The organism is Desulfatibacillum alkenivorans DSM 16219 (genome assembly GCF_900142135.1).
GTDB classification, from domain to species: domain Bacteria; phylum Desulfobacterota; class Desulfobacteria; order Desulfobacterales; family Desulfatibacillaceae; genus Desulfatibacillum; species Desulfatibacillum alkenivorans.
On record NZ_FQZU01000004.1, the window covers coordinates 109,898 to 133,987 of the forward strand.

Here is a 24,090-nt window from a genome sequence, read left to right on the forward strand (position 1 = left end):
AGGAAAACATTTAAGGCCGGAGCCTATTTACGGAATATAGGGGGCATTCCATGGCTGTCAAGCTGCTATCATAATCATAACAAACGATTATCCGTCAGGGCGAGGCTTTTCGCCCCGAAGGCGCCCCGCCGTACGCTGCAAACAGGATCGCTCCCAGCAAGGCCATGGCGCCGCTGGCGGCGAAAGCCATGCCCCCGCCAAGGCGCTCGAACAAATATCCGCTCAGGAACAAGCCGGCCATCATGCCCAGGCCGTAAGTCATGGAATTGTTGACCGCCTGCCCGGCCGTCCTGGCCTGGGGCGGAATAAGCTGCTCGATGTAGACGATGCTGGCAATATGAAAGCTGCCGTAGGTGAAAGCGTGTAGAATCTGCACCATGCAAAGGGCGATGGGGGATAAGGTCCAGGCGGTCAGGCCCCAGCGCAGGGCCGCAATGCACAGGGAGAAAAACAAAAGCCTCCGGGGATGAAATCGTCCCAGGATGCGGTCCGAGTTGATCATGACTCCCATTTCAGCGGCGGAAGCCAGGGCCCAGGCAAAGCCTATGAAGGTGGAGGAATAGCCCGCCTTTTCCAGGTGGATGGAAAAGAAGCCGTAATAGGTTCCGTGGCTGGCGAGCATCAGGAAGGCGCAAACCTGGAAAATCACCACCGGCCTGGAAAAAAAATAGCCCAGGGCGTTTATCCGTTCCTGGGGGGCGGAGGGAGCGGGAGCGCCGGGCATGCGGGTGCTGATCAGGGCCTGCACAGCGGCGCCGGCCAGGATCAAACCCAAAATGACGGAAACGCCGAAAGCCTCCACCACCTTGCCCATGACAAGCGCCATTCCGACAAAAGCGATGGTGCCCCAAACCCTCACGCGGCCGTACTGATTTCTTTTCGGCCCCAGGATTTCCATGGAAAAGGCTTCGATGAACGAAATAATCGGCGCGTAAAACAGGGAGTAAACAACGGTTATAGCCAGCACAGGCAGGAATTCCGTACTTAAGTAATACAAGGAAAACAGGGCGGCGCTGCACGCGTTGCACAGGACGAAAATGGCCTTTCTTTTGCCGCTTCTGTCCGCCAGCACCCCCCATAAAAGGGGCATGACCACCACCGCGGCCGAGCGAATCCCCGCAATCACGCCTATCCGGATGCCGTCAAAGCCCAGGTGGTCCAGGTAGAGATTGAAATAGGGCAGCACAATCCCGAAGACTCCAAAATACAAAAAATAATGGAGCGAAAGGATGGTCTTGGGCTTAATAAGGTTGTCTTTGCCTGGCATATACGCTGCTTAAAGATTTGCCGCGGCTTTTCTCCGCCGGCGTTTTTCGAATTTCAGCCCGGAATATAACACGGAACAGCCCTTTGGTCACCCATAGTAACGATCTTCAAACAAGTCCATGGTATTTCCAGCCGAAAAAAACCGCCGTTCGTGTTGAAGGGCTGCTTTGTTTGGTGCGGCGGACGGTTTTGTGCTATACATAAACGCGCTTCAGTTCTAACACAGCCTCACAAAAGGATCTCCCCTTATGTTGTACGACTTCTGCCCGAAATGCGGCAAACGCCTGGAAGAATCCATCGCCGACGGAATCCGGCGTAAAATCTGCCATGCCTGCGGTTACATCCAATACAGAAACCCCACGGTGGGCGTGGCCGTCATCGTCATGGAAAAGGGCCGGCTCCTGCTGGTCAAACGAAAAGGCTCCTACGAGGGAATGTGGTGCATCCCCTGCGGCCACCTGGAATGGGACGAAGACGTCCGCGAAGGCGCCCGCCGGGAGATTCTTGAGGAAACCGGGCTGGAAGTCCGCATAGGGCCTGTGTTCGACGCGTTGTCCAATTTTCACGATCGCCGCCGGCACACCGTGGGCGTGTGGTTTTGGGGCAAAAAAATCGGAGGGCGGCTCGCCCCTGGATCCGACGCCCTGGACGCCCGCTTTTTTTCCCTGGACGAATTGCCCCACAACCTGGCCTTTCCCACGGATCAGGCAGTCTGTGAGCGCCTGCAGAGGGGAGGGGAGGCGCCCCACGGATATGAATAGGCGCCGGCGTTAATTCTTGCTCTTGATGATGTATTTATAGCGGTTTATTTTAAAAATTGAGGCGCTTTCCCGGGAAGTGGGGTTGGGTGTTCTGCCTCCACGTCAATACAAGGATCTCCTGGTGATATCCGAAGTGCACCGGCAGCAGCAGTGAATGTGCGGCAACAAGGCCAAGCGCGTGGACGACCGCATCGTAAGCATAAGCCAGCCCCATGTGCAGGGGCAAGGCCGGGAAGGACACGGAGTTTGGGCTAAACTGTCCTTGAGCCTGTTTTTTAGAGCAGGCATGGAAGGCGACGGGCTCATTGGAACAAGAAGGGGAGGCTATGGGACAGAAAAACCCATATGCCTCCCGAGCCAGGAATTGTACTCGCGCCTTGCCTTTTTAGAATTTTATTTTTTTCAGGAAACCCTGGGTAGAGCCTGCGAAACCCAACATATTTCGCCGTGAAGCGGCATCCTTATTTTTTCGCCGTCATTCCCGAGTGTAGTTATCGGGAACCCAGCGTTGGCCTTTAGAACAACAATGACTTTGGGTTCCCACATGCGCGAGGAGGACGGACTTAATCGGCCGGAATGCCGCATTTGGCCTGCCCTTCTTCCTGCCTGTATTTGGATGCTGCTTGCTGCGCCGGTTTTTTGAGGCGCCTTACACCTTGCTGTGGAATGCTTCCCTTTTTCAGGCCCCTTTCAGAGGGCTTGCCCGACCTGTCAAATCATTCTTTTTTTGCCATCATCCCCGAGACCACTCATGGAGTTAGTCGATTGATCAAAGGCGTTCCTAAGGCACATTGGGCTTGGGGGATGGGCCTGTCAAAAAAAGCAAAATGTCTTTTATGAAAAGATAAAAAAGTGAAAAATTATTGCAGTAAATATCAAACGAAAATATATCATAATTTTAATGTAAAAAATAGGATTCCAAAAATATACGTCACGGTATTTTCGATATTTTGAAAATCTCCAGATAGATTGAACTGGGGTCAATTTTTCTGGGAATCAGTAAAAAAATTAAATAGTTTGACTGATTCGATTGTGGTGGATTATGTTTTGGCGGGGGGCCATATTAAGTAATACTAACCATTCAAAGCAATGTTGGAAAGTTGAAAAGATCGTCCCAAAAATGTCAGTACTGATGAACATGAGCAATACCTTCCGGCGCTGGAGATATCATTATGTGTGATAACCCCTCATATGAAGCACTAAAAAGCAAAGTCGCCGAACTTGAGCAGCAAAACCGTGAATTGCGATCCAAGGCCGCAAGATTGCAAACATTATTCGACGCCAGTTCGGATGCCATTTTTCTGACTGCGCCTCATGGGCAGGTCCTCCATGCCAATCCGGCGGCCTGTGAACTCTTCCAGATGACGGAGCGGGAACTGATCTCTGGAGGCCGAGCATTAATGTATGCTGACGGTGACGCACAATTAGCGCAAGCCGTTGCAGAAAGAGAGACTACCGGCAAATTCCGAGGGATTCTGACCCACCGGAAAAAGGATGGCAGTCTTTTTCCCGCGGAAGTTGCTTCTGTCATTTTTAAAGACCAGAACGGGGATCAGCGAGCTTGTACGATCATAAGGGACATGACAAAATGGCATGAGCAACGCAAGGACCTTCAACGTGCCATAGAGAAGTATAAAACCCTCTTCCACGCCTTTCCCCTGGGCATCACGGTATCGAATGAACAGGGCCGCATCATTGAGACAAACGCCATTGCAGAGCAAGTGCTGGGCTTAGGTAAGGATGAGCATGAAGGGCGAAACCTGGATAGTCAGGAATGGCGGATTATTCGTCCCGACGGGTCCGACATGCCTCCTAATGAATGGGCGAGTATCATTGCTCTAAATGAGAACCAGACGGTTAGGAATTGCGAAATGGGGATCGTCAAATCCGACAACACCGTCACCTGGCTTAATGTCACTGCAGCCCCGCTGCCTATTGAAGGCCATGGGGTGGTGGTCACATATAATGACATTACCGAACGTAAAAACGCGGAGGCCGCCCTTAAATGCAGCGAAGAAAGGTACCGCTTTTTAGCTGAAAATGCCGAAGATGTCATTTTTACTTTGGATATGGATTTGAATTACACCTATATAAGCCCGTCGGTGAGAATTCTCCGGGGATATGAACCATCCGAGGTGATTGGACAGACCATTGATCAAGTATTAACTCCCAAATCATTGCCGATAGCGACACAAGTCCTTTCGGAAGAATTGGAACAAAAAAAACAAACAGATTCAAATTTCAGGGTTACCAAAAATATTGAACTGGAGATGATTCGTAAGGACGGCTCCACGGTCTGGACTGAGGTAAAAGCGACTCTGCTTCGTGATGAGAAGGGCAATCCGTCGGGGATTCTCGGTGTCACAAGGGATATTTCCGCCCGCAAAAAAGCGGAAGATGCCTTACGGCTTAGTGAAGAGCGTTATCGCATGCTGTTCGAGCATTCTCCTTTGGGTGTTTTTCAAACCGATGAAAATGGAATTATTGTATCGGGTAACGATAATTTTGTAAAAATAATTGGTTCATCACGAGACAAGTTGGTGGGGCTGGATATGTTCACCCTGCCGGACAAAAAAATGGTTGGGGAAATGCAAAAAGCCTTACAAGGAGATCTTGGTTTTTATGAAGATGTTTATCGCTCTGTGACGGCTCACAAGGAAACTCCCGTAAAGGTGCATTATGCACCCATATCTTTAACCAGTGGGAAGATTGTGGGTTGTGTCGGCATTATCGAAGATATTACTGGGCAGAAAGAATATGAGAATAAGTTACTTGTCAAAGAAAACATTATCCGGTGTTCTTCTATCGCTATCGCCACCTGCAACCTTGAAGGGATGATGACTTACGCCAACCCTGTTTTTTATAAATGGTGGGATTTTAAAAGCCCTGATGAATGTATCGGGCAACATTTCACAAAGTTTTGGATATTGGGGGAGAAATACGAAGATGTTATGAAGGCCCTGGAAGTTGAGAATATTTGGACCGGAGAAATCAAAGCCAAAAGAAAAGATGGTTCTCTTTTTGATGTTCAGGTTTCGGCTTCCACAGTTTTTGACGACAAGGGAAATCCGGTCGCCATGACCTCCTCGACCATCGACATTACCGACCAAAAACAGGCTGAAGAAGAGCGTAAGAGACTACAGGCCCAACTGATTCAATCTCAGAAGATTGAGTCCACAGGACGATTAGCAGGCGGGGTGGCGCACCATTTCAACAATATGCTGGGTGTAATATTGGGCCATGCGGAAATGGCTTTGGACGGGATGGCCCCGGATAATCCGCTTCATTTTAACGTATTGGAGATTTTTAACGCTGCTCAGCGTTCCGCGGATATCACACGACAATTGCTAACTTTCGCACGCAAACAGATCATTACACCTAAAGCAATCAATCTGAATACAAAGGTTGAAGAAATGCTCAAGATGCTTCGGCGTCTCATAGGCGAGGATATAAATCTGGTTTGGCTGCCCGGCGAAAATTTGGGGATCGTCAAAGTGGATCCATCACAAATTGATCAACTTTTGGTTAAGTTGTGCGCCAACGCACGAGACGCCATTGAGGGGAAGGGCAAAATCACCCTAAAAACGGACAATGTGGCCTTTGATGAGGCCCTGTGTGCGGAGCATATAGGTTGTGCGCCTGGCGAATATATCTTGCTGGCTATTTCAGACAACGGCTGCGGTATGGATGAGCTAACCCGTGACAACCTGTTCGAACCCTTTTTCAGCACCAAGGACGTGGGGAGTGGGACCGGACTTGGTCTCTCCGCAATATATGGAATTATTAAGCAAAATGGCGGTTTCATCACTGTTTACAGTGAACTTGGACAGGGAACCACTTTTAATATTTATTTACCCCGGCATGAAATCATTACTGGACCGCCTCAAAAAAGGCGGAATCAAGCGCTTCCTGCTGCACGGGAAAACGAAACCATTTTATTGGTGGAAGACGAGCGCGCCATATTGAACATGACCCGTCAAATGTTAGAACAGTTTGGATACAAAGTCTTGGAAGCAAGCACGTCAGATGAAGCCCTCCGACTGGCCGAGGAATACACCGGCGAAATTCATCTGTTTATGACCGATCTGGTGATGCCGGAGATGAATGGCCTTGAATTGACTAAAAGACTGATGGGTTTATATCCAAATGGCAAATGCCTTTATATGTCCGGTTATACGGCCAACATTATTGAGCGGCGCGGTGGCTTGGCGGATGGGTTGAATTTTCTCCCCAAACCATTTACACGAAAAAATCTCGCTGATAAGATTAGGGCGGTGCTGGATGCAAATGGATAGAGGAACTCACTCTTGTCCAAAATAAGGATTTGAAAGGCAAGTCATTATTCGAAATGATAAAGACCTTGCCCAATACAGATATCGGAAAAAAAACGCTTCCTTGCGTACGGGCGAAAACCCAAATCCTTTTGTTGTAGAGTGGGTAGACGCCCCGCAGCCTGCTGCGCCGGTTTTTTGAGGCGCCTTACAGCTTGCTGTGGGAGTCTGCACTTTTTCAGGCCTCTCAGAGGGCTTGCCCAATCCGTCAAATTATTTTATTTTTACCATCTTCCCATCAGTCTTTAGGCAGCCTTTTGAGTTATTGACATTTTGGCGGATGTCCCCAAAAAAAGTCTTTCTCCCTATTAAAAGAGACAGGTTGACCTGTTAGCAGATTAATCAGGGAGTCCTGTAAAACTCATTTTTCTTGTTTTTCGACCAACCAGGATAACGCATCTTTTCTGGAACTGAAGCATTTTAAGTAAATGCCGCGGTTAATTCCCGTGGTCTCGAGGCTTCTTTCGTCTTGTCCCAGTGACGAGCATAGGACGGCGTATTTTATAGTTTTGAGTTTCTCGTCTGCGGCAATTTTCTCGTTGTGTTCCAGCGCGGCGACGATTGGCGGGAATCTCAGGAGCGATGAGGCATCAATGAGGACCTTTTGGATGCCGCTACTCGATAAAGCGTCAGCCACCATCTTTCTTTGCTTTGCCAGATCATTCGGCGTGACGGGCTCCGGAAGGTAGGTGACTACCAGAATGCCGATGTCTTCATTCATGTCGAGGCTGATGCCCATGCCTCCTCCTGATCAACGGTAATTATCGCCGTCCCGCCATGTTGTGCATAGCATTTTAAAATCCGTGCCATAGCTCCATACGGCAAATATGCAATTGTGTATATAAATGCCTGGAACTATGCAATAATCTTTGCAAAGCAATTTTAGTGCGGCGATGTTAGACATTGCCGGCTGCCGAAACAACACACAAGAAAGAGTCCCAATAGACGCCAGGATAAAACATTTTGCTTTGCAATGCAAAAACAAAAGTTTTGGGGATATCCGTCAAAAAAACCTTGGGGATGATGGTAAAAAACTAAAAATTGTATCAGATTGGGCGGCGGCAGCGCCCAAAGGGATGCGCAGTGCAAAAACAAGGATGCCGCTTCGCGGCGGAATTTGTTGGGTTTCGCAAGCTCAACCAGCCTACGATTTCGTCGTTGGTTAGAGATGAGGCATGCAAGGGAATGACGGACGTTTGCTTCTTTTCTCACTTGCGCGAAGCGCCATTTTAACGTTTTGATCAAATCTTTTTGCCGCTTCGCGGCGTGCAGAAAAAGGGTTTGCCGCCGGAGGCTTTAAGCCCCTGCGCGAAGCGCGCTTGAAAAGTTTTAGCCCCTTTTTTTTTCAAAAAGAGGGCCGCCGGAGGCAATAGTCTACTCCGCCGGAGGCAGGCGGTTACGCCGTTCGCCGCCGGAGGCGGGCTGTAAAATGCGCCTGCCTTGCCCTTTAATTCCGCTCTTCATGCTGGTTACCGAATAAAAATCGAACACGCCTAACCTTTACGATGCCGGAACCCTGTGTTATCATTGTAGGTAAGGCATTAACACGGCGCCGGGCGCGAAACCGGCGACCCTTAACCCGGAGGTAGAAAATGGATTACATAAAAATCCGTTTCGGAGGTGGTTTCGGGCAGTTGCAGTCAGAGCTGGAAGAAACGCTGAACAACTTATACAGGACCGCCAGCCCTGTGTTCTCCGGTTCTTCCCAGGGCTTCCGGCCTGCAACCGACGTATTTGAAACTCCCGATGAAATTGTTATTATGGCTGAAATGGCTGGCGTGAACAAGGATGAACTGTCAATCGAACTCGACTCGCGGGCGGTGAAAATATCCGGCAGAAGAAAGGAAATCCGGCGGGGCGCCCAGGCGCGCTTTCATTTGGCTGAAATCCCCTACGGATATTTTGAACGCACATTGTTTTTCCCCAGGCCGGTGGACCCGGAAAAGGTGACGGCCACCTACGCCGAAGGCATGCTGGAAATCCGTGTGGCCAAGGCGAAAACATTGTCGCCCCAGAGAGTTCAAATTCAAGATTAAGGAATAATCAGGGTGAAAACATGACTGACCAGATTTCGTCCCAAGAAGAAATGCAGCCAGGTAAGATCCCGGAAATAATATCCATCGTTCCCGTGGTGGATGTGGCCCTGTATCCCAAGATGCAACTGCCCCTGGTTGTGGGCCAGAGCCAGCTCATCGAGCTGGTGGACAACGCCATGGCCAACGACAGGGTCATAGGCATTATTGCATCCAAAATCGCCGATCCCCAGATAAACCACAAGCCCGAGGACCTGTTTGAGGTGGGAACGGCGGCGGCCATTGTGAAGATGGCCAAAGGGGCTCCGGACAAAGCCCAGATGCTTGTTCAGGGAATTACCCGGTTTAAAATCGAGGAATACACCCAGGAAGAACCCTACCTCATGGCCAGGGTGACTCCGCTGGAAGACATATACCCCAAGGGCAAGGGCAAGGAAATCGAGGCGCTGACCTCCAACCTGGTGACCTTGTTCGGCAAGATCGTTGATTTCACCTCCCTCCTGCCCCCGGAAATGGCGGAATGGATCAAAACCGTGGGGGATGCAGGCACCGTGGCCGACGTGGTGGCTTCCACCATCCAGTCCACCCTGGAGGAAAAGCAGAAAATCCTGGAAACCCGCGAGGTGGACAAGCGCCTCATTGCGGTGACCAAGATGGCCTCCCATCAACTGGAAATCCTGGAGCTTGGGGACAAGATTCAAACCCAGGTCAAGGGAGACATGGATAAAAACCAGCGGGACTACTACCTGCGGCAGCAGTTGAAGGCCATCCAGCAGGAGCTGGGCGAGGGCGACAAGGAAAACGTCGAGGTCCAGGAGTACGAGGCCAAAATCAAGGAGATGAACCTTCCCGAGGCCGCCCAGAAGGAAGCGGAAAGGGAGCTTTCCCGCCTGTCCAGGATGCATCCGTCGTCTGCGGAATACACCGTGGCGGCCACCTACCTGGATTGGATCACCTCCTTGCCCTGGCACGCCGGCACGGAGGACAACCTGGATATTAACGAGGCCAGAAAGATCCTGGACGCGGACCATTTCGGCCTGCAAAAGCCGAAAAAGCGCATCCTGGAATACCTGGCCGTGCGCAAACTCAAGCCCGACTCCAAAGGCCCTATTATTTGCCTTGCAGGGCCTCCAGGCACGGGCAAGACCTCCCTGGGCCGCTCAATTGCAAGGGCTTTGGGCCGGAACTTCGTGCGCATATCCCTGGGCGGCGTCCGGGACGAGGCGGAAATCCGCGGGCACAGGCGCACCTACGTCGGGGCCTTGCCAGGCAGGATTATTCAGAATATAAGAAGAGCGGAGTCCAATAATCCCATTTTTATGCTGGACGAAGTGGACAAGCTGGGCAATGATTTCCGGGGAGATCCCTCCTCGGCCCTGCTGGAGGTGTTGGATCCGGAGCAGAACGATACCTTTTCGGACCATTACCTGGATGTGCCCTTTGACCTGTCCAAGGTCATGTTCATCGCCACGGCCAATATTTTGGACACCATCCCCCCGGCCCTCCGGGACAGGATGGAGGTGATCGAACTTTTGGGCTACACCCTGGAGGAAAAGGTCAAGATCGCCAAAAAGTACCTGATCCCCCGGCAGAGGGAAGCCCACGGGCTTAAGGCCAGCGACATAAAAATCACGGATGCGGCCGTCAAGCAGATCATCAACGGCTACACCCGGGAGGCGGGCTTAAGGAACCTGGAAAGGGAGATAGCTTCGGTATGCCGGGGCGTTGCCCGCAAGATCGCCGAAGGTTCGGAAGAGTCCGTGACGGTCAAGCCCAAGGAGTTGCAGGAGTACATCGGCCCCATCAAAAGGCTGAACGAAAAAGCCGTGACCGTGAAAGTTCCCGGTGTGGTGAACGGTTTGGCCTGGACCCCCACGGGCGGGGAAATGCTGACCGTGGAAAGCGTGGCCATGCCAGGCAAAAAAGGCTTGACCCTGACCGGACAGTTGGGCGGCGTCATGAAGGAATCGGCCCAGGCGGCCTTGTCGTTCATACGCAGCCGCGCGGACAAGTTGAAGGTGGACCCTGAATTTTTTCAGGAGCACGAAATCCACGTGCATGTGCCCGCCGGCGCCATCCCAAAGGACGGCCCGTCGGCCGGCGTGACCATATTAACGGCGCTCACCTCCCTGTGCACCGGCAAGGTTGTTAAAAAGGACGTTGCCATGACAGGGGAAATCACACTCCGCGGACAGGTTTTACCCGTGGGAGGCATTAAAGAAAAGGTTCTGGCAGCTTACCGGGCCGGCGCCAAGGAATTGATATTACCCAAATGGAACGAAAAGGACTTGGAAGACATTCCGGAAAGCGCCAGGGAAAAAATAACCTTCCACTTTGTGGATACCATGGAGCAGGTATTGGCCCTGGCCCTGGAAGACTGATCCTTGCAGCCGCCATGGGCGTTTTGATTGTTTTCTGCTTGGCGGCGATTCCGGCTTGCGTCAAGGAGCCGCCGCCGCCCAAGCAGCAGATAAAGACCTCCGCGCCCACGTCCAGGCCCTATAAAATCCAGGGCAAATGGTACCATCCCATTCCCGACGCCAGGGGGTTCACCCAAACAGGAAAAGCCTCCTGGTACGGGAAGGATTTTCACGGCAAGAAAACCGCCAACGGCGAAACCTACAACATGCACGCCATGACAGCCGCCCACAAAACCCTTCCCCTGGGCACGTGGGTGCGCGTCTATAATCTCACCAACGGAAAAACCTGCGACGTGCGCGTCAACGACCGGGGCCCCTTTGTAAGAGGCCGCATCATCGACCTGTCCTACTCCGCGGCCAAGGAAATCGGTCTGGTGGGTCCGGGCGTGGCTAAAGTGCGCATCAAAGCCCTGGCGCCTCCGGCCGGAGCGGTCCAGGGAGACCGGAACGTCTACTATAAAGGCAACTTTACAATTCAGATAGGGGCTTTTAAAGATAGGACCAACGCCGAAAATCTGGTAAACAAATTGTCGGTCAAATACAATAACGCCCATATGGTCCAGGCAATGGTCGGAAACGACCGGTACTACAGGGTCCGGGTGGGACAATGCTCCACCCTGGAGCAGGCCGCCCAGTTTCAGTCCGTCATGAGGTCCAGGGGATATAAAAACGCCTTTGTGGTTGCTGAATAAAGGTATTATGAAAAATTTGCACAGCGGGAAGTTTGTTTTTCTGGATCGGGACGGGGTGATCAACCGGGACTCGTCCCATTATATCAAGAACTGGTCGGAGTTCCATTTTCTGCCCGGCAGCCTTAAGGCCCTGGCCTTACTGAAGGAAAACGGATATCATGTGGTGGTCGTCACCAATCAGTCCATCATAGGACGGAAAATGGTTGAGCCCCATGTTTTGCAGGACACCCATGACAATATGCGCCGGGTTGCGGCGGAAAACGGCGGCGAAATCCGCGAAATTTTTTTCTGCCCCCATACGCCGGACGATCATTGCGATTGCCGGAAGCCCAAGCCGGGGCTGTTGCACCAGGCCAGGGACGCTTTCGGCCTGGACCTGTCCAACCACGCCATGATCGGCGACAGCGCCAAAGACGTTCTGGCCGCCAGGGCCGCCGGGTGCGGCCTGGCCCTTTTGGTGGGCACGGGGAACGGCGAAGCCGCCCTGGAGGATTTGCGCCGTAAGGGCGTGGAGCCCGATTATGCGGCTCATGACCTGCTCGATGCGGTGAAATGGCTCCTTGCCCGGGATAAGGAAGCCTTCGGAGGCCTTCATGCCTGAGATCCAAGGCAAAGTGCAGGGCATCACCTTTTTTAACGAACGCAACATGTACACCATCGCCAGGGTGGACACGGACAATGGCCTGAAAACCCTGGTGGGCGGCATGGGGCGTTTGGCCGTGGGGGAGACCATCAAGGCCCGGGGCGAGTGGGACGTCCACCCACGCTTCGGCGAGCAATTCAAGGTGGACGCCTTTGAAATCCTCCTGCCCTCCACCACCGAGGGGGTGCGCAATTACCTGGCTTCCGGCATGATCCGGGGCGTGGGGCCGGCCATGGCCGACCGCATCATCGATCATTTCGGGGAAAAGGCCCTGGAAATCCTGGACGAATCCCCGAAAAGGCTTTCCGAAGTCAAAGGCATCGGCAAAAAAAAACTCAAGGGAATCATCGCCGACTGGCAGGATAAGCGCACCCAGCGCAACGTCCTCATGTTTCTGGCCAGCTTTGGAATAGGCACAGCCTACGGGGTGCGCATATTCCAGACCTACGGCCAGGAAACCGGCGCAATTATCAAGGACAATCCGTATAAACTGGCCGAAGACGTGGCCGGCATAGGCTTTTCCACGGCCGACGGCATCGCCCGGAAAATGGGCATCCCGGCGGACTCGCCCAAACGCCTGGAGGCGGGGGTCCTTCACGCCCTGGGCCGGGCTTCCAACAACGGCCATTTTTATTTGCCCCGGGAGGAGTTGATCCACGAGGCGGCTTCCTTGCTGGATCAGAACCCTTCGGACGTGGATAACGTCCTCAGCGGCATGTGGCAGACGGGCAAGGTGATTTTCGATAAAATCACGGAGGATCCGGAAAACCCGCTTGATATCGTTTACCTGACCGCCTATTACGCCGCGGAAGTCGGGCTGGCCCGCCGCATCCAGGCCTTCTTGACCGTGCCTTTGAACCTGAAAAAAATCAAGGCCGAGGAAGCCCTGGAACGGGTGCACCAGCGCTTCGCCATTCGTTTGTCCGAAGAGCAGCTGGACGTGCTGGAAAAAATTTTCGGCTCCCGGATTTCCGTGATCACGGGCGGGCCGGGTACGGGAAAGACCACCCTGGTCCGGTCGGTCCAACTGTTGTTTTCCGCCATGGGAAAAAGCGTGCTCCAGGTCGCTCCCACGGGACGGGCTGCCAAACGTCTTGCGGAGGTCACCTCGCGGGACGCCTCCACCATTCACAGGGCCCTGGCTTACGACTTTAAAACCGGCAAGTTCTTCCGCAACGAGGAAGAGCCCCTGGACGCAGACGTGATCATCGTGGACGAAGCCTCCATGGTGGACGCCTTTTTGATGTATCACCTGATCAAGGCCATCCCCATGAACGCCGTGCTCATCCTGGTGGGCGACGTTTCCCAGCTTCCCCCCGTGGGGCCGGGCAATGCATTGCGGGATATCATCGAGTCGGGCCGGGTTCCGGTTTTTCACTTGACCAAAATTTTCCGGCAGGCCGCCCAAAGCCTGATTATCCGCAACGCCCACAGGGTTAATGCGGGGGAGGACCTGGTCACGGTCCGCGACCAGAGCAAGGAAGACCCGGATTTCTATTTCCTGTCCGAAAACGACCAGGAGAGGATGGTGTCCCTGGTGCTGACCATGTGCCGGGAGCGCATCCCCAACCGGTTCGGGTTCGACCCCATGACCCAGATTCAGGTGCTGACGCCCATGCACAAAGGGCCTGCGGGAACCATCAACCTGAACCGGCAGTTGCAAAAGGTTTTGAATCCCGGGGTGGACTTGCTTATCAAGGGAGAGCAGTCGTTTCGCCCCGGCGACAAAGTCATGCAGATCAAGAATAATTACTCCAAGGAGGTCTTCAATGGCGATATTGGGACGATCGCCAAAGTGAATCCATCCTCCAAAAGCGTGGTGGTGGAGTTCGACGCCGGCCCGGTCCCCTATACTTTCAGCGAAATGGAGGAACTGGTCCTGGCCTACGCCGTTACCATCCACAAGTCCCAGGGATCGGAATATCCGGCGGTGATCATGCTGCTTTCCACGGCCCATTACGCCTTGTTGCAGCGCAATCTGGTTTACACCGGAATCACCCGGGCCAAACGCCTTATGGTGCTGGTGGGCAGCCAAAAGGCCGTGTCCCTGGCCGTGGGAAACGACACGCCGTCCCGGCGCGCCACCCGGCTGGCTCACAGGCTGCGCCAAACCTCCCCGTCCCTGGTGGATGACCAATAGAGGCTCCAATGATCAAGCCGTCCGCATATTTTTATCCCATTCTGCTGCTGATCGCGCTGCTGTGCTTTCCGGCCCTTCTTTGCGCGGAATTCTACAGATACAAAGACGATTCCGGAAAGACCTGTTATGTGGACGACATCGCAAAAGTTCCTCCCGAATACAGGGACCAGATAAAAAGCTACACCGAAGAGTCGGACCACATGACTCCCGCCGAAAAAGCGGCCCTGGAAGCCAGGAGGGAGCGGGAGCGGGCCTATCGCCAAATGCGCCGGGAGCAGCTATTGGAGGCCCAGCGCGAACGGCAAAAAATGCAGCAGTTGCAGAACAAGGCGGACGCGGCAACCGCCAATGACGTCAGGGGTTCGCACGGATACACGGCCGTGACCATCGCCAACAACCAGGTGGTGGTGCCGGTTCAGTTCCGTTTTAAGGGCAAGACCGTAACCGCATCCATGCTGTTGGACACCGGCGCCAACAGGACTTTGATCAACAAAGACGTGGGCGAGCGGTTGGGTTTGAAGCCGGAGGACGGGGGCATGACAGGCATCCAGGTTGTGGGGGGAGGGCTGCTGCCTGCCATGGACATACCCGTGGATGAAATCAGGGTGGGCCCCAATAAAAGAAAAAACATGAACGTCCTTGTGCTGGAAAGAAGGGCCGCCGGCGGCCACGACGGCTTGTTGGGCATGGATTTTCTCATGGGCTACAAGTTTCATGTGGACTACGACAAGCAGCGCCTTGTCTGGTCCCGCTAAAAATGGGGGAAAGTTGATGGTAAAAAGCGAGTGGAAGCCTGAAGAGGAAATCAGGCTGGCCTTGGAGGGAAAGGATCGCATCGCCGTCATCTCCTGCGCCGTTTGCGCCAACCTGAGCGGCACGGGCGGTTATCAGGGGCTGAAAAAAATGCGCCGCCTGGCGAAAAAATGGGGCAAAAAGGTTGTTGTCTCCCAATGCGTTGTGGCCTGCTGCTCCCAGGAAATCATGGGCCAGACCAAAAAAGTGCACCTGGACCCCGTCGCCGCCAAATGCGACGCCCTGGTCATGCTCTCCTGCTCCGGCGGCGTTAAATCCGCATTCATTACAGATCCCGGCATGCCCATTGTCGCGGCCCTGGACTCCATGGGAAGCGCTGTGGTCACGCGGAAAGAAAGCATTATTGCGGAAAGCCTGTGCACCGGCTGCGGCCAGTGCGTCCTCACTTACACCGGCGGCGTCTGCCCGATAGCCAAGTGCCCGGCCAAGCGCCAATATTCCCCCTGCCCCAAACAGCCCCGGGAGGGCGATCAGTGCGCCTTGGACCCCGCTCGCAAATGCGTGTGGAAGGAAATTGAAAAGCGTGGAGACCTCCAGGCCCTCCAGGCCCTGGAAGCAAGGCATAAAAACAGCGGCGAACCCCGCCTCGCCGCTGAAATTCCTCAGGAGTTCCCCGGCCTGGGCAAGGCCCTGGCCGGATGGGCCATGGCCAAAAGCGGCCGCTTCGCCCGGATAATCAGTTCGATTTTGTAATCCTGAGCCAAATGTGCTTTAGAGATTGCTCCCTTCCTCCGCCAAGATTGCAGGAACACTGGGTCCCCGTTTCCGGGAGTGCAGAGTTAGGGGGACACGATCCTTATCTCATCGGAGTCCTTGCTGATTAGGTTCACTATACCCGAGATAAGGTCATGTCCCCCAAACTCATCCCTGCGTCTCCCTTCACGGGGATGACCGAGAGCGGAAGCTTTAACTGCCAAAAGGTTTTGGATCCTCCCTTATCCTGACGGAAGGGCGGCAAGCGTCCTCCGGATTTTAGTCAGGCGCAAAAGGCCGTCATCCCGGCAAGGGCGATCCGCTTTTCAGGATCGTCCGCAAGCCGGGACCCAGCGTCATTTTGGACTTGCCTTGGAATATAACCATTGGTTTGCACGCGACATAGTATGAGCACCCAGGAATTCTATTCCCGAGGAGGCAGCCGGCATTTTTTTGTTGACCAGTCGTGTATTATGTACTACACAATAAATAAATGCCCATGATAATGTCAGGCCCATTGTTTCGTTCCTTTTTACTGCAAAGGAGGAAAGTGCCATGTCAAGAGATGTGAACGTCCCCCCAGCCCTTGTGGCCCAGCAAACCGGCGCCTGGTGCTTCGCCGCCGCGGAGCAGATGGCGCGCGCTTACTACGGGCTCCCTGTCCTTAACCAGTACGAAATCGCCTACAACAGCCTCATGCAACTGGTCGGGGCCATGGCGCCGCCCCATTTGGCCAATTGGAACAACGCCACACTGCTTGATTTGATGAACGGCGTGGTTGCGGATATTACGCCCGCCCAGTTGGCCGTGAGCGGCAACCCTCCTAATCCCAACAGCCAGCGGGTCGCCCTGGTGCAAAACACAATGGGGGCTTTTAACATAGCGCCTTTTGCGGGGGCGAGTTTAGGCGGACAGGCCACCCAGGGGAATTTCCGGGCCGATATAGAGGCCAACAAGATCGTGGTGATCGGAAACTTTATCCATTACTATGTGGTTTATGGATATAACGACATCAACGGATTTGACCTCAAAGTCCGGGACCCCATGCCCACGGGCGTGGGAGGCCTTTCCACAACGGTTCCCTACGCCAACTTCAACGCTTGGCACGCCAAAGTGGTGATCCGGTTTTAATCCTTTGGGCGTGTCAAAGCGATTTTGCGCGCCTGGCGCGTTTAGGACGGATTTTGGCAGGGAACCGCGCATGCCTGAGAATATCCGCCTGGCCGCGCATTTATGGAGGTATTGCTATGTCCAGAGACGTGACCGGCCCTCCGGGCCTGGTGGCCCAGGAAACCGGCGCATGGTGCTTCGCCGCCGCAGAGCAAATGGTCAGGGCTTACCTGAACATGGAGGTTCCCTCCCAGTACGGCATCGCCTATGCCAGTCTCATGCTGCTGATCAGCCAGGGAGATCCTGATCTTCTTCTCGCCTGGTCAACCGCCGCCGAAACCGACTTGTTGCTGGAAGTGGACGACGATATCACCCCCGAACAATTGGAGGTCTCAGGCAATCCACCCAATCCGGACAGCGAGAGAGTCGCAATGGTAAAGCGCACGTACGGAATCTTCAACCACTGGGATCTTGGCGGAGCCATTAGCTCTTCCTGTTTACCCCGGGACTTCCGGGAGGATATCGGCTCTGACAAGCTGGTGGTGATCGGCAACCGGAATCACTATTATGTAGTCTATGGATATACGGACGCCGGCCCCTTTATCCTGCGCGCCAGAGACCCGTTCCCTCCCGGCCTTGGGGCCGGGACAAGACTGATCCCATGGGGGGATTTTAACGTGTGGGAATACAAGGTGGTCATCCGGTTTTAAAGGGCGAAGCGGTCAGGCGGCCTTTTCGCCTTTAAGCTCGCCGGCCAGGCGAGTGAGGGTTTTCTGCATGGCGGCTTCCACCTTGTCGGCGCATTGGTTGACGTAATCAAGGTCCTCCGCGGCCTCGGGGCCGCGGCGGCGGAATCGTATGGGCTTCATGGCCTCGATCTTGATTTTGGCCGGGTAGGGCAGAAAGACCGGCGCAGGTCCGGGCACGACTCCCCAGGGCAGGCACAAGGTGAGGGGCCACACTTTGGAGCGCAGCCATTTATCCATGCCCAGGGCCTTGGCGAGCCATTGGTTGTCGCTCACGATAATAGTCGTCGACTGGGCGCCCGCCGCCACAAAGGGAATGATGGGAACCTTTTCCCTGAGCGCCAGCTTCATGTATCCCCGGCGGCCGCTGAATACAATCTTGTTCCTGTGCTTGAAGGGCCTCCAGGCGTCCGTATCTCCCCCGGGATAGACCACCACCTTTTTACCCTGGGCGAAGGCCTTGGCCGCGTTCTCGTGGCAGGCCCGGATTCCGCCCATTTTCGTAAGCACTTGATTGACCCCGGGCAGCCTGATGGGCAAGTCATGGGCCAGCCCGTAGGGCAGGGCGTCCACGCCCAGAACTTTGTACGCCTCCGTAAAGAAAATAAAGGTGTCCAGGGTCATCATCCCCATATTGTGGTTGCCTACATACAACGCCGGCCCTCGGGGGACGTTCTCCAGGCCGTGCACCGAAGCGCGGAAATAGGCCTTCAGCAGCCTGCCCGTCAAAGGGGAAACCCAGTCGATGAGGCCGAGGTCCCTGTTGTCCAGGGCGTCGATGTCCCGCATTTTTAGAAAATCCAGCATGGTTTGTCTCAAGGCCTTTAAGAGAGATTTTTTGATGAGAATTCCACGTTTGATAAACAGGATACCACACCCGAACCCTTTGACGCAACATGTCATGAGCACATGCCGCGATCGCCTGCCGCAGTATTTCCCCCATCCCCGTGGAGAAATGCGGCGGGATGATGAGGGCTGTGATGCAATCATCGCGGCGCAATTACGGAAAGGGGGACCCAGCGTCCCTTTCTGTATTGATTTGGAGCCAATGGGCGTTCCGTTTATTTGTCTGCTACATGGAGCCGCTTTTCATAAAAAGTCGTCCGCCCCCCCTTGACAGGGCATGGCGTTGCGTTATTTTGTATTCGTAAGTTGAATGTATTCATAAGAATAACATCGCAGCTGATATTTTTTTCTGTCTTTCAGCCGAAGAAGGAGGAAAAAAATGAAACCCAACGCCTTTCCATAAAGAACCGCCCTTAATGCAGGAATTCGGGGCCGTTAATCCCTCCCTGCAAGCTGGAAAAATCCCAACCAAACAGATCGCACCTGACAAGTGAGGTCCCTTTTCGGAGGAAAAGCGCTCTTTCGAAACCGCGGCCTATTGTGCGGAAAGGAGAATCTCATGGAACTGGAAAAGAAATACACCGTGGCCAAAATCGGCGTTCTGGCTCTTTTGGCGGTTTGCGTCCTGCTGGGCGCCGCCCTGCTGAAAGACAAGGACGAGCCCATCCGAATTGACGATTTGAGTGCGCCTGCCATGCCCAAGGGCCTTGAGTCTTTTTCAAAATCTTTCTCCAAGGAGTTCAAGCAGGGCCAGGATCAGGCCTTTGACATGCTGGATAAATTTTTTGATGAGGGCTTTTTCAAGGACAACTCCGACCCCTTCCAAAAGATGGAGCAGATGAGAAGGGATATCCACAAAAAACTGGAGAAAGGACTGCAGGGCTCTTTTGACGACTCCTGGGACGATTGGTACGACGCCCGGTTTACGGGCCACGATTCCTTTTCCATGAGCATGGAGGATAAGGCCCACGCCTATGAGTACAAGATTTCCATACCCAACCGGTCGAGCCAGGATTTGAAGGTGGACGTCACCAAAGACGGCATTCAAATTTCGGGAACCCTGAACAAAGTAGTGGAAAAGAAAAACGCCGACGGCGAGGTGACGGCCAGGCAGGAGGTTGCCTCCACCGTCAGCCAGCGGTTTTCCCTGCCTGACGACGCCAATTACGGAAGCGCCAAAATCACCAACGGCGATGACCAGATAATCATCACCGTGCCCAAAGTATAGTATGGAAGGCCCGCCGGTCAGGCGGAACTGTGTTGCGGGAATTGTCCGCTAATTGTGATCAAGAGCAAGGAGGTCATTATTATGGATGCCAAAAAACTCGCACCATGGAACTGGTTTAAAAAGGAACAGGAAGAAAAAAATCTGCCCATTGTGAACAAAAGCGCCGAGCAGGCTGTGCAGCCCCGGGCGCCCCTGGCCCAGTTGCACAGTGAAATCGACAGGATGTTCGATGACGTGTTCCGCAGCTTCGGCATGCCCGGCCTGGGAACCGGTTGGAGCCTGCCGGCCTTGACCAGGGACCCGTGGATCAAGCCCACCCTGGACATCAGCGCCGCAGATAAGGAATATCAGGTTTCCGTGGAACTGCCCGGCATGGAGGAAAAGGACATCCACCTGGAATTAGACAAGGACGTCCTGCGGATTTCCGGCGAGAAAAAGCAGGAGACCGAAGAAAAGGGCAAGAACCACTACCGGATGGAACGCTCTTACGGCTCGTTCCAGCGGGTCCTGTCATTGCCCAATGATGCGGATCAGGACGGCATCAAAGCATCTTATAAAAACGGGGTCATGAAAATCAGCATCCCCAGAAAGGAAGCCCCGGCTTCACAGGGCCGGAAAATCGAAGTGTCCGCCGCATGACGCTTGAGATATGTATCGCGTTCCCTGAAGTAAAAACAAAAGCGCCGCCCCGGTCAAGAAGCCGGAGCGGCGTTTGATTACAAATTGCGTTTAAAAAGGTAATAATATTCGGGGAACAAACGATGATAGATTCTTCGCGACTACTGTCGTCGAACCTCTCCATGGTGGCGCCAAAGGCTATAACTATCGAACCAGACAGAAGGGCGAAGTGAATGCCTGCCAGGGTGAGAGCAGCAATAAACAGCCTTTTTGGCATTGGCGCCGGCTCCGCTTTTGGGGTGGATCAATGGAAGATTAAAAGACCCTGCACTTGGGCCCTACGATCATCATGTTATTGATGATCTGGGACTGGATGACCTCCAGCTTGCTGCCGAACAGGGCTTCGCGGATCATGCCGTGGCCGTAAGCGCCGATGACGGTCAAGGCGTCGGGCGGAATCTCGTAAAGGTTGTCCTCCAGTTTGGACTTGCTCAGAAAATGCCATTCGCGGACGCCTTCCTCCACCACGGAGGTCATTTCCCTCGCCTGGAGCAGGTTGTCCAGGGTTTCCCGGTTGACGTCCCCTTCCTCGATGGTGAAAAGATCCAGGGGCATGCCGGAGCGCCTGCTAAGCGACAAACCCATGGAAAGGGCTTTGAAGGCGTTTGCCGAACCGCCGAAAAAAACGGCCACGCTGTTCCAGGGCTTGTAGCACAGGCTGGTCACCAGCACGGGAAAAGGAGCGGCCACGGCGATTCTGCGCACCTTGGGGCCGACGTACCCCAGGCCGATGCGGCTTGTTTTGTCGCTCATGCTTCGGGGGCAGCACATGCAGTCGAACCCGATGGGGACGTCGGGCAGGGTGGAGGCGGTGAAATCCTTGGGCGTGAGAAAGTCCACGGAGACTCCCGCTTTTTTCGCCAGGGCCTCCACGTGCTCCTGGGCCGTTTCCGGGTCCGAAAGGTAGGACTGGTCCAAATCCACCTGGGTCACTTCGTTTTCAAAGTACATGAGAAACTTGGAATGACGGGGGATGTACACCCTCAGGGTGAAGTCCAGGGTCTTGCAGAAATACAAGGACTGCATAAAGGTTTCCCGTCCGAAGGCGTTGTTTCTGAAAACGTGTAAGAGACTGTTAACCATGGGATTTGCTCCTTATTCGTGATTTGTTGAGCAAGGCGCCAAGCTGAGGCCTCAAGGTCAATAAGTGGTTTGGACTATCAACTCGCGGCGGTAATGATCCAGCAGGGTCCCTTTGGATACCATGCCCAAAAAGCGTTTGCCTGATATTACGGGCAGGCTGAAAGCCTGGATTCGGTCCATAAGCTCCAGAACGTCCGTCAGCCTTTCATCCGGAGAAACAGCGGGAGGAAAGTGGTCCATGATGTCCACGACAAGGACGGTTCCGTACAATTCCCGGTTGAACAGGTATGGCCTGACCTTGGCAAGGTCGATCATTCCTAAAAACTCATTGGTTTTCACATCCAGGACCGGAAAGTGGTTCCTATGCGAGGATTTGACCTGCGCCACCAGGTCCGCAAGGGTCATATGATTGTTCAACGGGATCAGATTATGCTCCAGCACCTCCGAAACCTGCAAGTCCTCCAAAACCCTTTCGTCCGTGCCCGGCCGGATCAGCCCGCCCTCGGCCTTCAGGTCCTTCAGGTAAAAGGAGTCGGATTCAAAATACCGGCAAACGCTGGAGGAGACCAGAGACACCACAATCAGCGGCAGAATGACCTCATACCCGCTGGTGATGTCCACCACCAAAAACAGGCCCGTCAAAGGCGCCTGGAGCATGCCGCCCATGATGCCGGCCATGCCGAGCAGGGCGTAGCATCCTTCGGGCGCCAGATGCCCGACGTCAACCATAAGGCTTAACAGCCTGAAATACGCCACGCCCGTAAAGCTGCCCACAACCAGGCCCGGCGCGAAGATGCCGCCCGAGCCCCCGGACCCCAGCGTCGTGGCTGTAACCAGCATTTTCAGCCCCAGTATGGCGCAAAGCAGCACAAGGCCGGGGCTGTACTGGCCGTGAATCAGGGAGTAAATCTGGTTGTACCCTTCTCCCAGGACCTGGGGAAAAAAAAGGCCCACAAGACCCACGCAGGCGCCGCCCACAAAGGCGCGGCTCATCTTGGATGCAGGCAGCTTGCCCCACATCTTGCCGCTGCTTCGGATCATGCGGGATAAGGCCACGGAAACCAATGCCGTGGCCAGGGCCAATCCAAACGCCGCGGCGATATCCCAGGTTCCCGGACTGAAATGGGCGTGGGAAAACCGAATGCTGTTGCCCATCAGCAGCCGGCCCACCTGGGTGCCCGCCACGGAGGCCACGCCGATGGGGATGACGTTGACGGCGGTCCATTCCCCCAACACGACTTCCAGGGTGAAGACAATTCCGGCGATGGGCGCGTTGAAGATGGACGCAATAGCCGCCGCCGCGCCGCACCCCACCAAAGTGATCCTGTGACGGGACGGAAAGCCCAGCCTTTGGGCGATGTTGGAGCCGATGGCCGACCCGCTCATGACCACCGGGGCTTCCGGTCCGGCCGAGCCGCCGCTGCCGATGGTCAGGCAACTGCTGACAAGCCGGGAAAAGCTGGAACGAAACCGAAGCAGGCCTCCGCGCCGGGAGACTGCATAAATGATTTCCGGCACCCCATGCCCTGCGCCTTCCCGGACGATTTTGTTTAAAAACAGGGAGGATAAGGCCGCCCCAACGCCGGGCAGGACGAACACCCACCAATAATGCTTGGCGTGGGCGCATAATTCTGAAAGATGTTCAATGGCGAAGCTCAGTCCGGCCGCAGCAACGCCGCTGCAGCATCCCACCAGGACGCCGGCGAGAAGCAGCGCCACCTTTTCATGACGCAGAAAAAACAGTCGTTTGGCCATGCCTGCTATGTTTTTTGGCGTCATGGCTAACCTATAAACCGGAGTCCGCCACCTTGGCTTCCAGTTCCTGCACTTTTCCCAACAAATCGTCCGAAGTGGGGCGCTGATTCAAAAATTCTACAAAAGAGTCGTCCCGCAGGCAAAAGGCAAGCCGCGAAAGAAGGCGGAGATGAACGTCCACTGAAGGGCTTATGAGAAGAAAAAGGGTGGTTACGGGCTTTCCGTCAATGGCGTTGAAGTCCAAAGGCTCTTTAAGAAAGCAGGTGGTGACCGAGGCTTCCGCCCCTGCATCCTCCGTCTGGCTGCGGACGTGGGGAATGGCCACCCCTTTGCCTTGCCCCGTGGAGCATAAACGCTCCCGTTCCAGAAGCTGCTGGGTGAAGGCCTGCAAGTGATCGCCGGCCACCGGGGAAAGAGACGCCGCCTGAGTCAGAGCTTCATCCACGGTGCCGCCCTCCACGTCCTTGAACACCCCTCCCCGGCGCATGGCCTGAACCAGGTTGTGAGCGGGCGCCGGACATTCGGGATCGTCCTGGCATGTTTGGCTTATGCTCAAATTCTTGCTCTTGGCCCAATTGGCAAGCCAGCTCTTATCAAATATGGGAGCGCTGCTGGGGCCCGCCGGTACGGGTAAGAATCCCTGGGCTATCCATCTTTCAAGAGTTTTGACCGGCAGACTCAAAAAAGCCGCCGCTTGTCTGATGTCCATTTTCATAAGCAAAAAACACGTCCACCCTCTGTCTTAAAAAGACAGGGGGTATATTCTTTGGAACGAAAAAATTTCCGCTCGCGACCCTGAATTAAGGATGAAAAGTTTTTAAAAATTTGGGCTGTTCCGAAAAACAAACCACG

Annotated in this window: 20 protein-coding genes; 14 read left to right on the forward strand and 6 right to left on the reverse strand. The window is 54.3% G+C overall.

Translation table 11 applies throughout. The features are described from left to right. Window positions 1-94 precede the first annotated feature (94 nt). Window positions 95-1,267 (reverse strand): MFS transporter, encoded by a 1,173-nt coding sequence (locus BUE18_RS05250; protein ID WP_073473645.1) that lies wholly within the window; start codon window positions 1,265-1,267, stop codon window positions 95-97. Between the two features lie 247 nt (window positions 1,268-1,514). Here BUE18_RS05250 and BUE18_RS05255 point away from each other — a divergent pair, with 247 nt between their 5' ends. Both BUE18_RS05255 and BUE18_RS05265 read left to right on the forward strand, forming a co-directional pair. Then, the gene (locus BUE18_RS05255) at window positions 1,515-2,027 is read left to right on the forward strand and encodes an NUDIX hydrolase (protein ID WP_073473647.1); all 513 of its coding nucleotides are present in this window, start codon (window positions 1,515-1,517) and stop codon (window positions 2,025-2,027) included. 1,172 nt (window positions 2,028-3,199) lie between these two features. After that, the gene (locus tag BUE18_RS05265) at window positions 3,200-6,322 is read left to right on the forward strand and encodes a PAS domain S-box protein (protein WP_073473651.1); all 3,123 of its coding nucleotides are present in this window, start codon (window positions 3,200-3,202) and stop codon (window positions 6,320-6,322) included. Between the two features lie 397 nt (window positions 6,323-6,719). Here BUE18_RS05265 and BUE18_RS05270 read toward each other — a convergent pair whose 3' ends face one another. Continuing rightward, on the reverse strand, window positions 6,720-7,097 hold the full coding sequence (locus tag BUE18_RS05270) for a hypothetical protein (RefSeq protein ID WP_073473653.1): 378 nt from the start codon (window positions 7,095-7,097) through the stop codon (window positions 6,720-6,722). A 130-nt stretch (window positions 7,098-7,227) separates the two neighbouring features. On the opposite strand from BUE18_RS05270, the gene BUE18_RS27435 reads away from it, so the two are divergent. From BUE18_RS27435 to BUE18_RS05315, 10 genes are all read left to right on the forward strand, one after another. Then, window positions 7,228-7,524 carry a hypothetical protein gene (locus BUE18_RS27435; RefSeq protein ID WP_139264618.1) on the forward strand — a complete coding sequence of 99 codons (297 nt, stop codon included), beginning with the start codon at window positions 7,228-7,230 and terminating at the stop codon, window positions 7,522-7,524. A 426-nt stretch (window positions 7,525-7,950) separates the two neighbouring features. Further along, window positions 7,951-8,394: an Hsp20/alpha crystallin family protein gene (locus tag BUE18_RS05275; protein ID WP_073473655.1), complete on the forward strand. Its 444-nt coding sequence runs from the start codon at window positions 7,951-7,953 to the stop codon at window positions 8,392-8,394. A gap of 20 nt (window positions 8,395-8,414) precedes the next feature. Continuing rightward, a complete protein-coding gene (lon, locus tag BUE18_RS05280; RefSeq protein ID WP_073473657.1) occupies window positions 8,415-10,772 on the forward strand; it encodes an endopeptidase La in 2,358 nt (785 codons plus the stop codon). Between the two features lie 14 nt (window positions 10,773-10,786). Beyond that, the gene (locus tag BUE18_RS05285) at window positions 10,787-11,503 is read left to right on the forward strand and encodes a septal ring lytic transglycosylase RlpA family protein (RefSeq protein WP_073473658.1); all 717 of its coding nucleotides are present in this window, start codon (window positions 10,787-10,789) and stop codon (window positions 11,501-11,503) included. A 7-nt stretch (window positions 11,504-11,510) separates the two neighbouring features. Continuing rightward, a complete protein-coding gene (gmhB, locus tag BUE18_RS05290) occupies window positions 11,511-12,104 on the forward strand; it encodes a D-glycero-beta-D-manno-heptose 1,7-bisphosphate 7-phosphatase (protein ID WP_073473870.1) in 594 nt (197 codons plus the stop codon). Further along, complete coding sequence (gene recD2 / locus BUE18_RS05295) at window positions 12,097-14,286, forward strand: SF1B family DNA helicase RecD2 (protein ID WP_073473660.1); 2,190 nt, start codon at window positions 12,097-12,099, stop codon at window positions 14,284-14,286. The genes gmhB and recD2 overlap by 8 nt, the downstream gene beginning before the upstream one ends. An 8-nt stretch (window positions 14,287-14,294) precedes the next feature. Continuing rightward, window positions 14,295-15,041 carry a retropepsin-like aspartic protease gene (locus BUE18_RS05300; RefSeq protein ID WP_073473662.1) on the forward strand — a complete coding sequence of 249 codons (747 nt, stop codon included), beginning with the start codon at window positions 14,295-14,297 and terminating at the stop codon, window positions 15,039-15,041. A gap of 16 nt (window positions 15,042-15,057) precedes the next feature. Next, window positions 15,058-15,792, forward strand: coding sequence for a methylenetetrahydrofolate reductase C-terminal domain-containing protein (locus tag BUE18_RS05305; protein WP_073473664.1), 735 nt, complete (start codon window positions 15,058-15,060; stop codon window positions 15,790-15,792). 555 nt (window positions 15,793-16,347) lie between these two features. Then, the gene (locus BUE18_RS05310; RefSeq protein ID WP_073473666.1) at window positions 16,348-16,923 is read left to right on the forward strand and encodes a hypothetical protein; all 576 of its coding nucleotides are present in this window, start codon (window positions 16,348-16,350) and stop codon (window positions 16,921-16,923) included. Between the two features lie 116 nt (window positions 16,924-17,039). Next, entirely contained in the window at window positions 17,040-17,612 is a 573-nt protein-coding gene (locus tag BUE18_RS05315) for a hypothetical protein (protein ID WP_073473668.1), read from the forward strand. Window positions 17,613-17,624: 12 nt separating this feature from the next. On the opposite strand, the gene BUE18_RS05320 is transcribed toward BUE18_RS05315, so the two are convergent. Next, window positions 17,625-18,455, reverse strand: a complete 831-nt coding sequence (locus tag BUE18_RS05320; protein WP_170868272.1) for a 1-acyl-sn-glycerol-3-phosphate acyltransferase — start codon at window positions 18,453-18,455, stop codon at window positions 17,625-17,627. Window positions 18,456-19,053: 598 nt separating this feature from the next. Here BUE18_RS05320 and BUE18_RS05325 point away from each other — a divergent pair. Both BUE18_RS05325 and BUE18_RS05330 read left to right on the forward strand, forming a co-directional pair. After that, window positions 19,054-19,722: an Hsp20 family protein gene (locus tag BUE18_RS05325; RefSeq protein WP_073473670.1), complete on the forward strand. Its 669-nt coding sequence runs from the start codon at window positions 19,054-19,056 to the stop codon at window positions 19,720-19,722. 81 nt (window positions 19,723-19,803) lie between these two features. Continuing rightward, a complete protein-coding gene (locus BUE18_RS05330) occupies window positions 19,804-20,361 on the forward strand; it encodes an Hsp20/alpha crystallin family protein (RefSeq protein WP_073473672.1) in 558 nt (185 codons plus the stop codon). A 294-nt stretch (window positions 20,362-20,655) separates the two neighbouring features. Here BUE18_RS05330 and BUE18_RS05335 read toward each other — a convergent pair whose 3' ends face one another. The 3 genes from BUE18_RS05335 to BUE18_RS05345 are packed head-to-tail and all read right to left on the reverse strand — an operon-like array spanning window position 20,656 to window position 23,794. Further along, complete coding sequence (locus tag BUE18_RS05335; protein ID WP_073473674.1) at window positions 20,656-21,483, reverse strand: universal stress protein; 828 nt, start codon at window positions 21,481-21,483, stop codon at window positions 20,656-20,658. A gap of 57 nt (window positions 21,484-21,540) precedes the next feature. Beyond that, window positions 21,541-23,262: a chloride channel protein gene (locus BUE18_RS05340; protein ID WP_073473676.1), complete on the reverse strand. Its 1,722-nt coding sequence runs from the start codon at window positions 23,260-23,262 to the stop codon at window positions 21,541-21,543. A 7-nt stretch (window positions 23,263-23,269) separates the two neighbouring features. Continuing rightward, entirely contained in the window at window positions 23,270-23,794 is a 525-nt protein-coding gene (locus BUE18_RS05345) for a PTS sugar transporter subunit IIA (protein ID WP_170868273.1), read from the reverse strand. Window positions 23,795-24,090: the final 296 nt, after the last annotated feature.

Bases quoted from the DNA above. Each gene is read 5' to 3' on its own strand.
- BUE18_RS05250 (WP_073473645.1), bottom strand. From the start codon at position 1,267: ATGCCAGGCAAAGACAACCTTATTAAGCCCAAGACCATCCTTTCGCTC.
- BUE18_RS05255 (WP_073473647.1), top strand. From the start codon at position 1,515: ATGTTGTACGACTTCTGCCCGAAATGCGGCAAACGCCTGGAAGAATCC.
- BUE18_RS05265 (WP_073473651.1), top strand. From the start codon at position 3,200: ATGTGTGATAACCCCTCATATGAAGCACTAAAAAGCAAAGTCGCCGAA.
- BUE18_RS05270 (WP_073473653.1), bottom strand. From the start codon at position 7,097: ATGGGCATCAGCCTCGACATGAATGAAGACATCGGCATTCTGGTAGTC.
- BUE18_RS05275 (WP_073473655.1), top strand. From the start codon at position 7,951: ATGGATTACATAAAAATCCGTTTCGGAGGTGGTTTCGGGCAGTTGCAG.
- lon (WP_073473657.1), top strand. From the start codon at position 8,415: ATGACTGACCAGATTTCGTCCCAAGAAGAAATGCAGCCAGGTAAGATC.
- BUE18_RS05285 (WP_073473658.1), top strand. From the start codon at position 10,787: ATGGGCGTTTTGATTGTTTTCTGCTTGGCGGCGATTCCGGCTTGCGTC.
- gmhB (WP_073473870.1), top strand. From the start codon at position 11,511: ATGAAAAATTTGCACAGCGGGAAGTTTGTTTTTCTGGATCGGGACGGG.
- recD2 (WP_073473660.1), top strand. From the start codon at position 12,097: ATGCCTGAGATCCAAGGCAAAGTGCAGGGCATCACCTTTTTTAACGAA.
- BUE18_RS05300 (WP_073473662.1), top strand. From the start codon at position 14,295: ATGATCAAGCCGTCCGCATATTTTTATCCCATTCTGCTGCTGATCGCG.
- BUE18_RS05305 (WP_073473664.1), top strand. From the start codon at position 15,058: ATGGTAAAAAGCGAGTGGAAGCCTGAAGAGGAAATCAGGCTGGCCTTG.
- BUE18_RS05310 (WP_073473666.1), top strand. From the start codon at position 16,348: ATGTCAAGAGATGTGAACGTCCCCCCAGCCCTTGTGGCCCAGCAAACC.
- BUE18_RS05315 (WP_073473668.1), top strand. From the start codon at position 17,040: ATGTCCAGAGACGTGACCGGCCCTCCGGGCCTGGTGGCCCAGGAAACC.
- BUE18_RS05320 (WP_170868272.1), bottom strand. From the start codon at position 18,455: ATGCTGGATTTTCTAAAAATGCGGGACATCGACGCCCTGGACAACAGG.
- BUE18_RS05325 (WP_073473670.1), top strand. From the start codon at position 19,054: ATGGAACTGGAAAAGAAATACACCGTGGCCAAAATCGGCGTTCTGGCT.
- BUE18_RS05330 (WP_073473672.1), top strand. From the start codon at position 19,804: ATGGATGCCAAAAAACTCGCACCATGGAACTGGTTTAAAAAGGAACAG.
- BUE18_RS05335 (WP_073473674.1), bottom strand. From the start codon at position 21,483: ATGGTTAACAGTCTCTTACACGTTTTCAGAAACAACGCCTTCGGACGG.
- BUE18_RS05340 (WP_073473676.1), bottom strand. From the start codon at position 23,262: ATGACGCCAAAAAACATAGCAGGCATGGCCAAACGACTGTTTTTTCTG.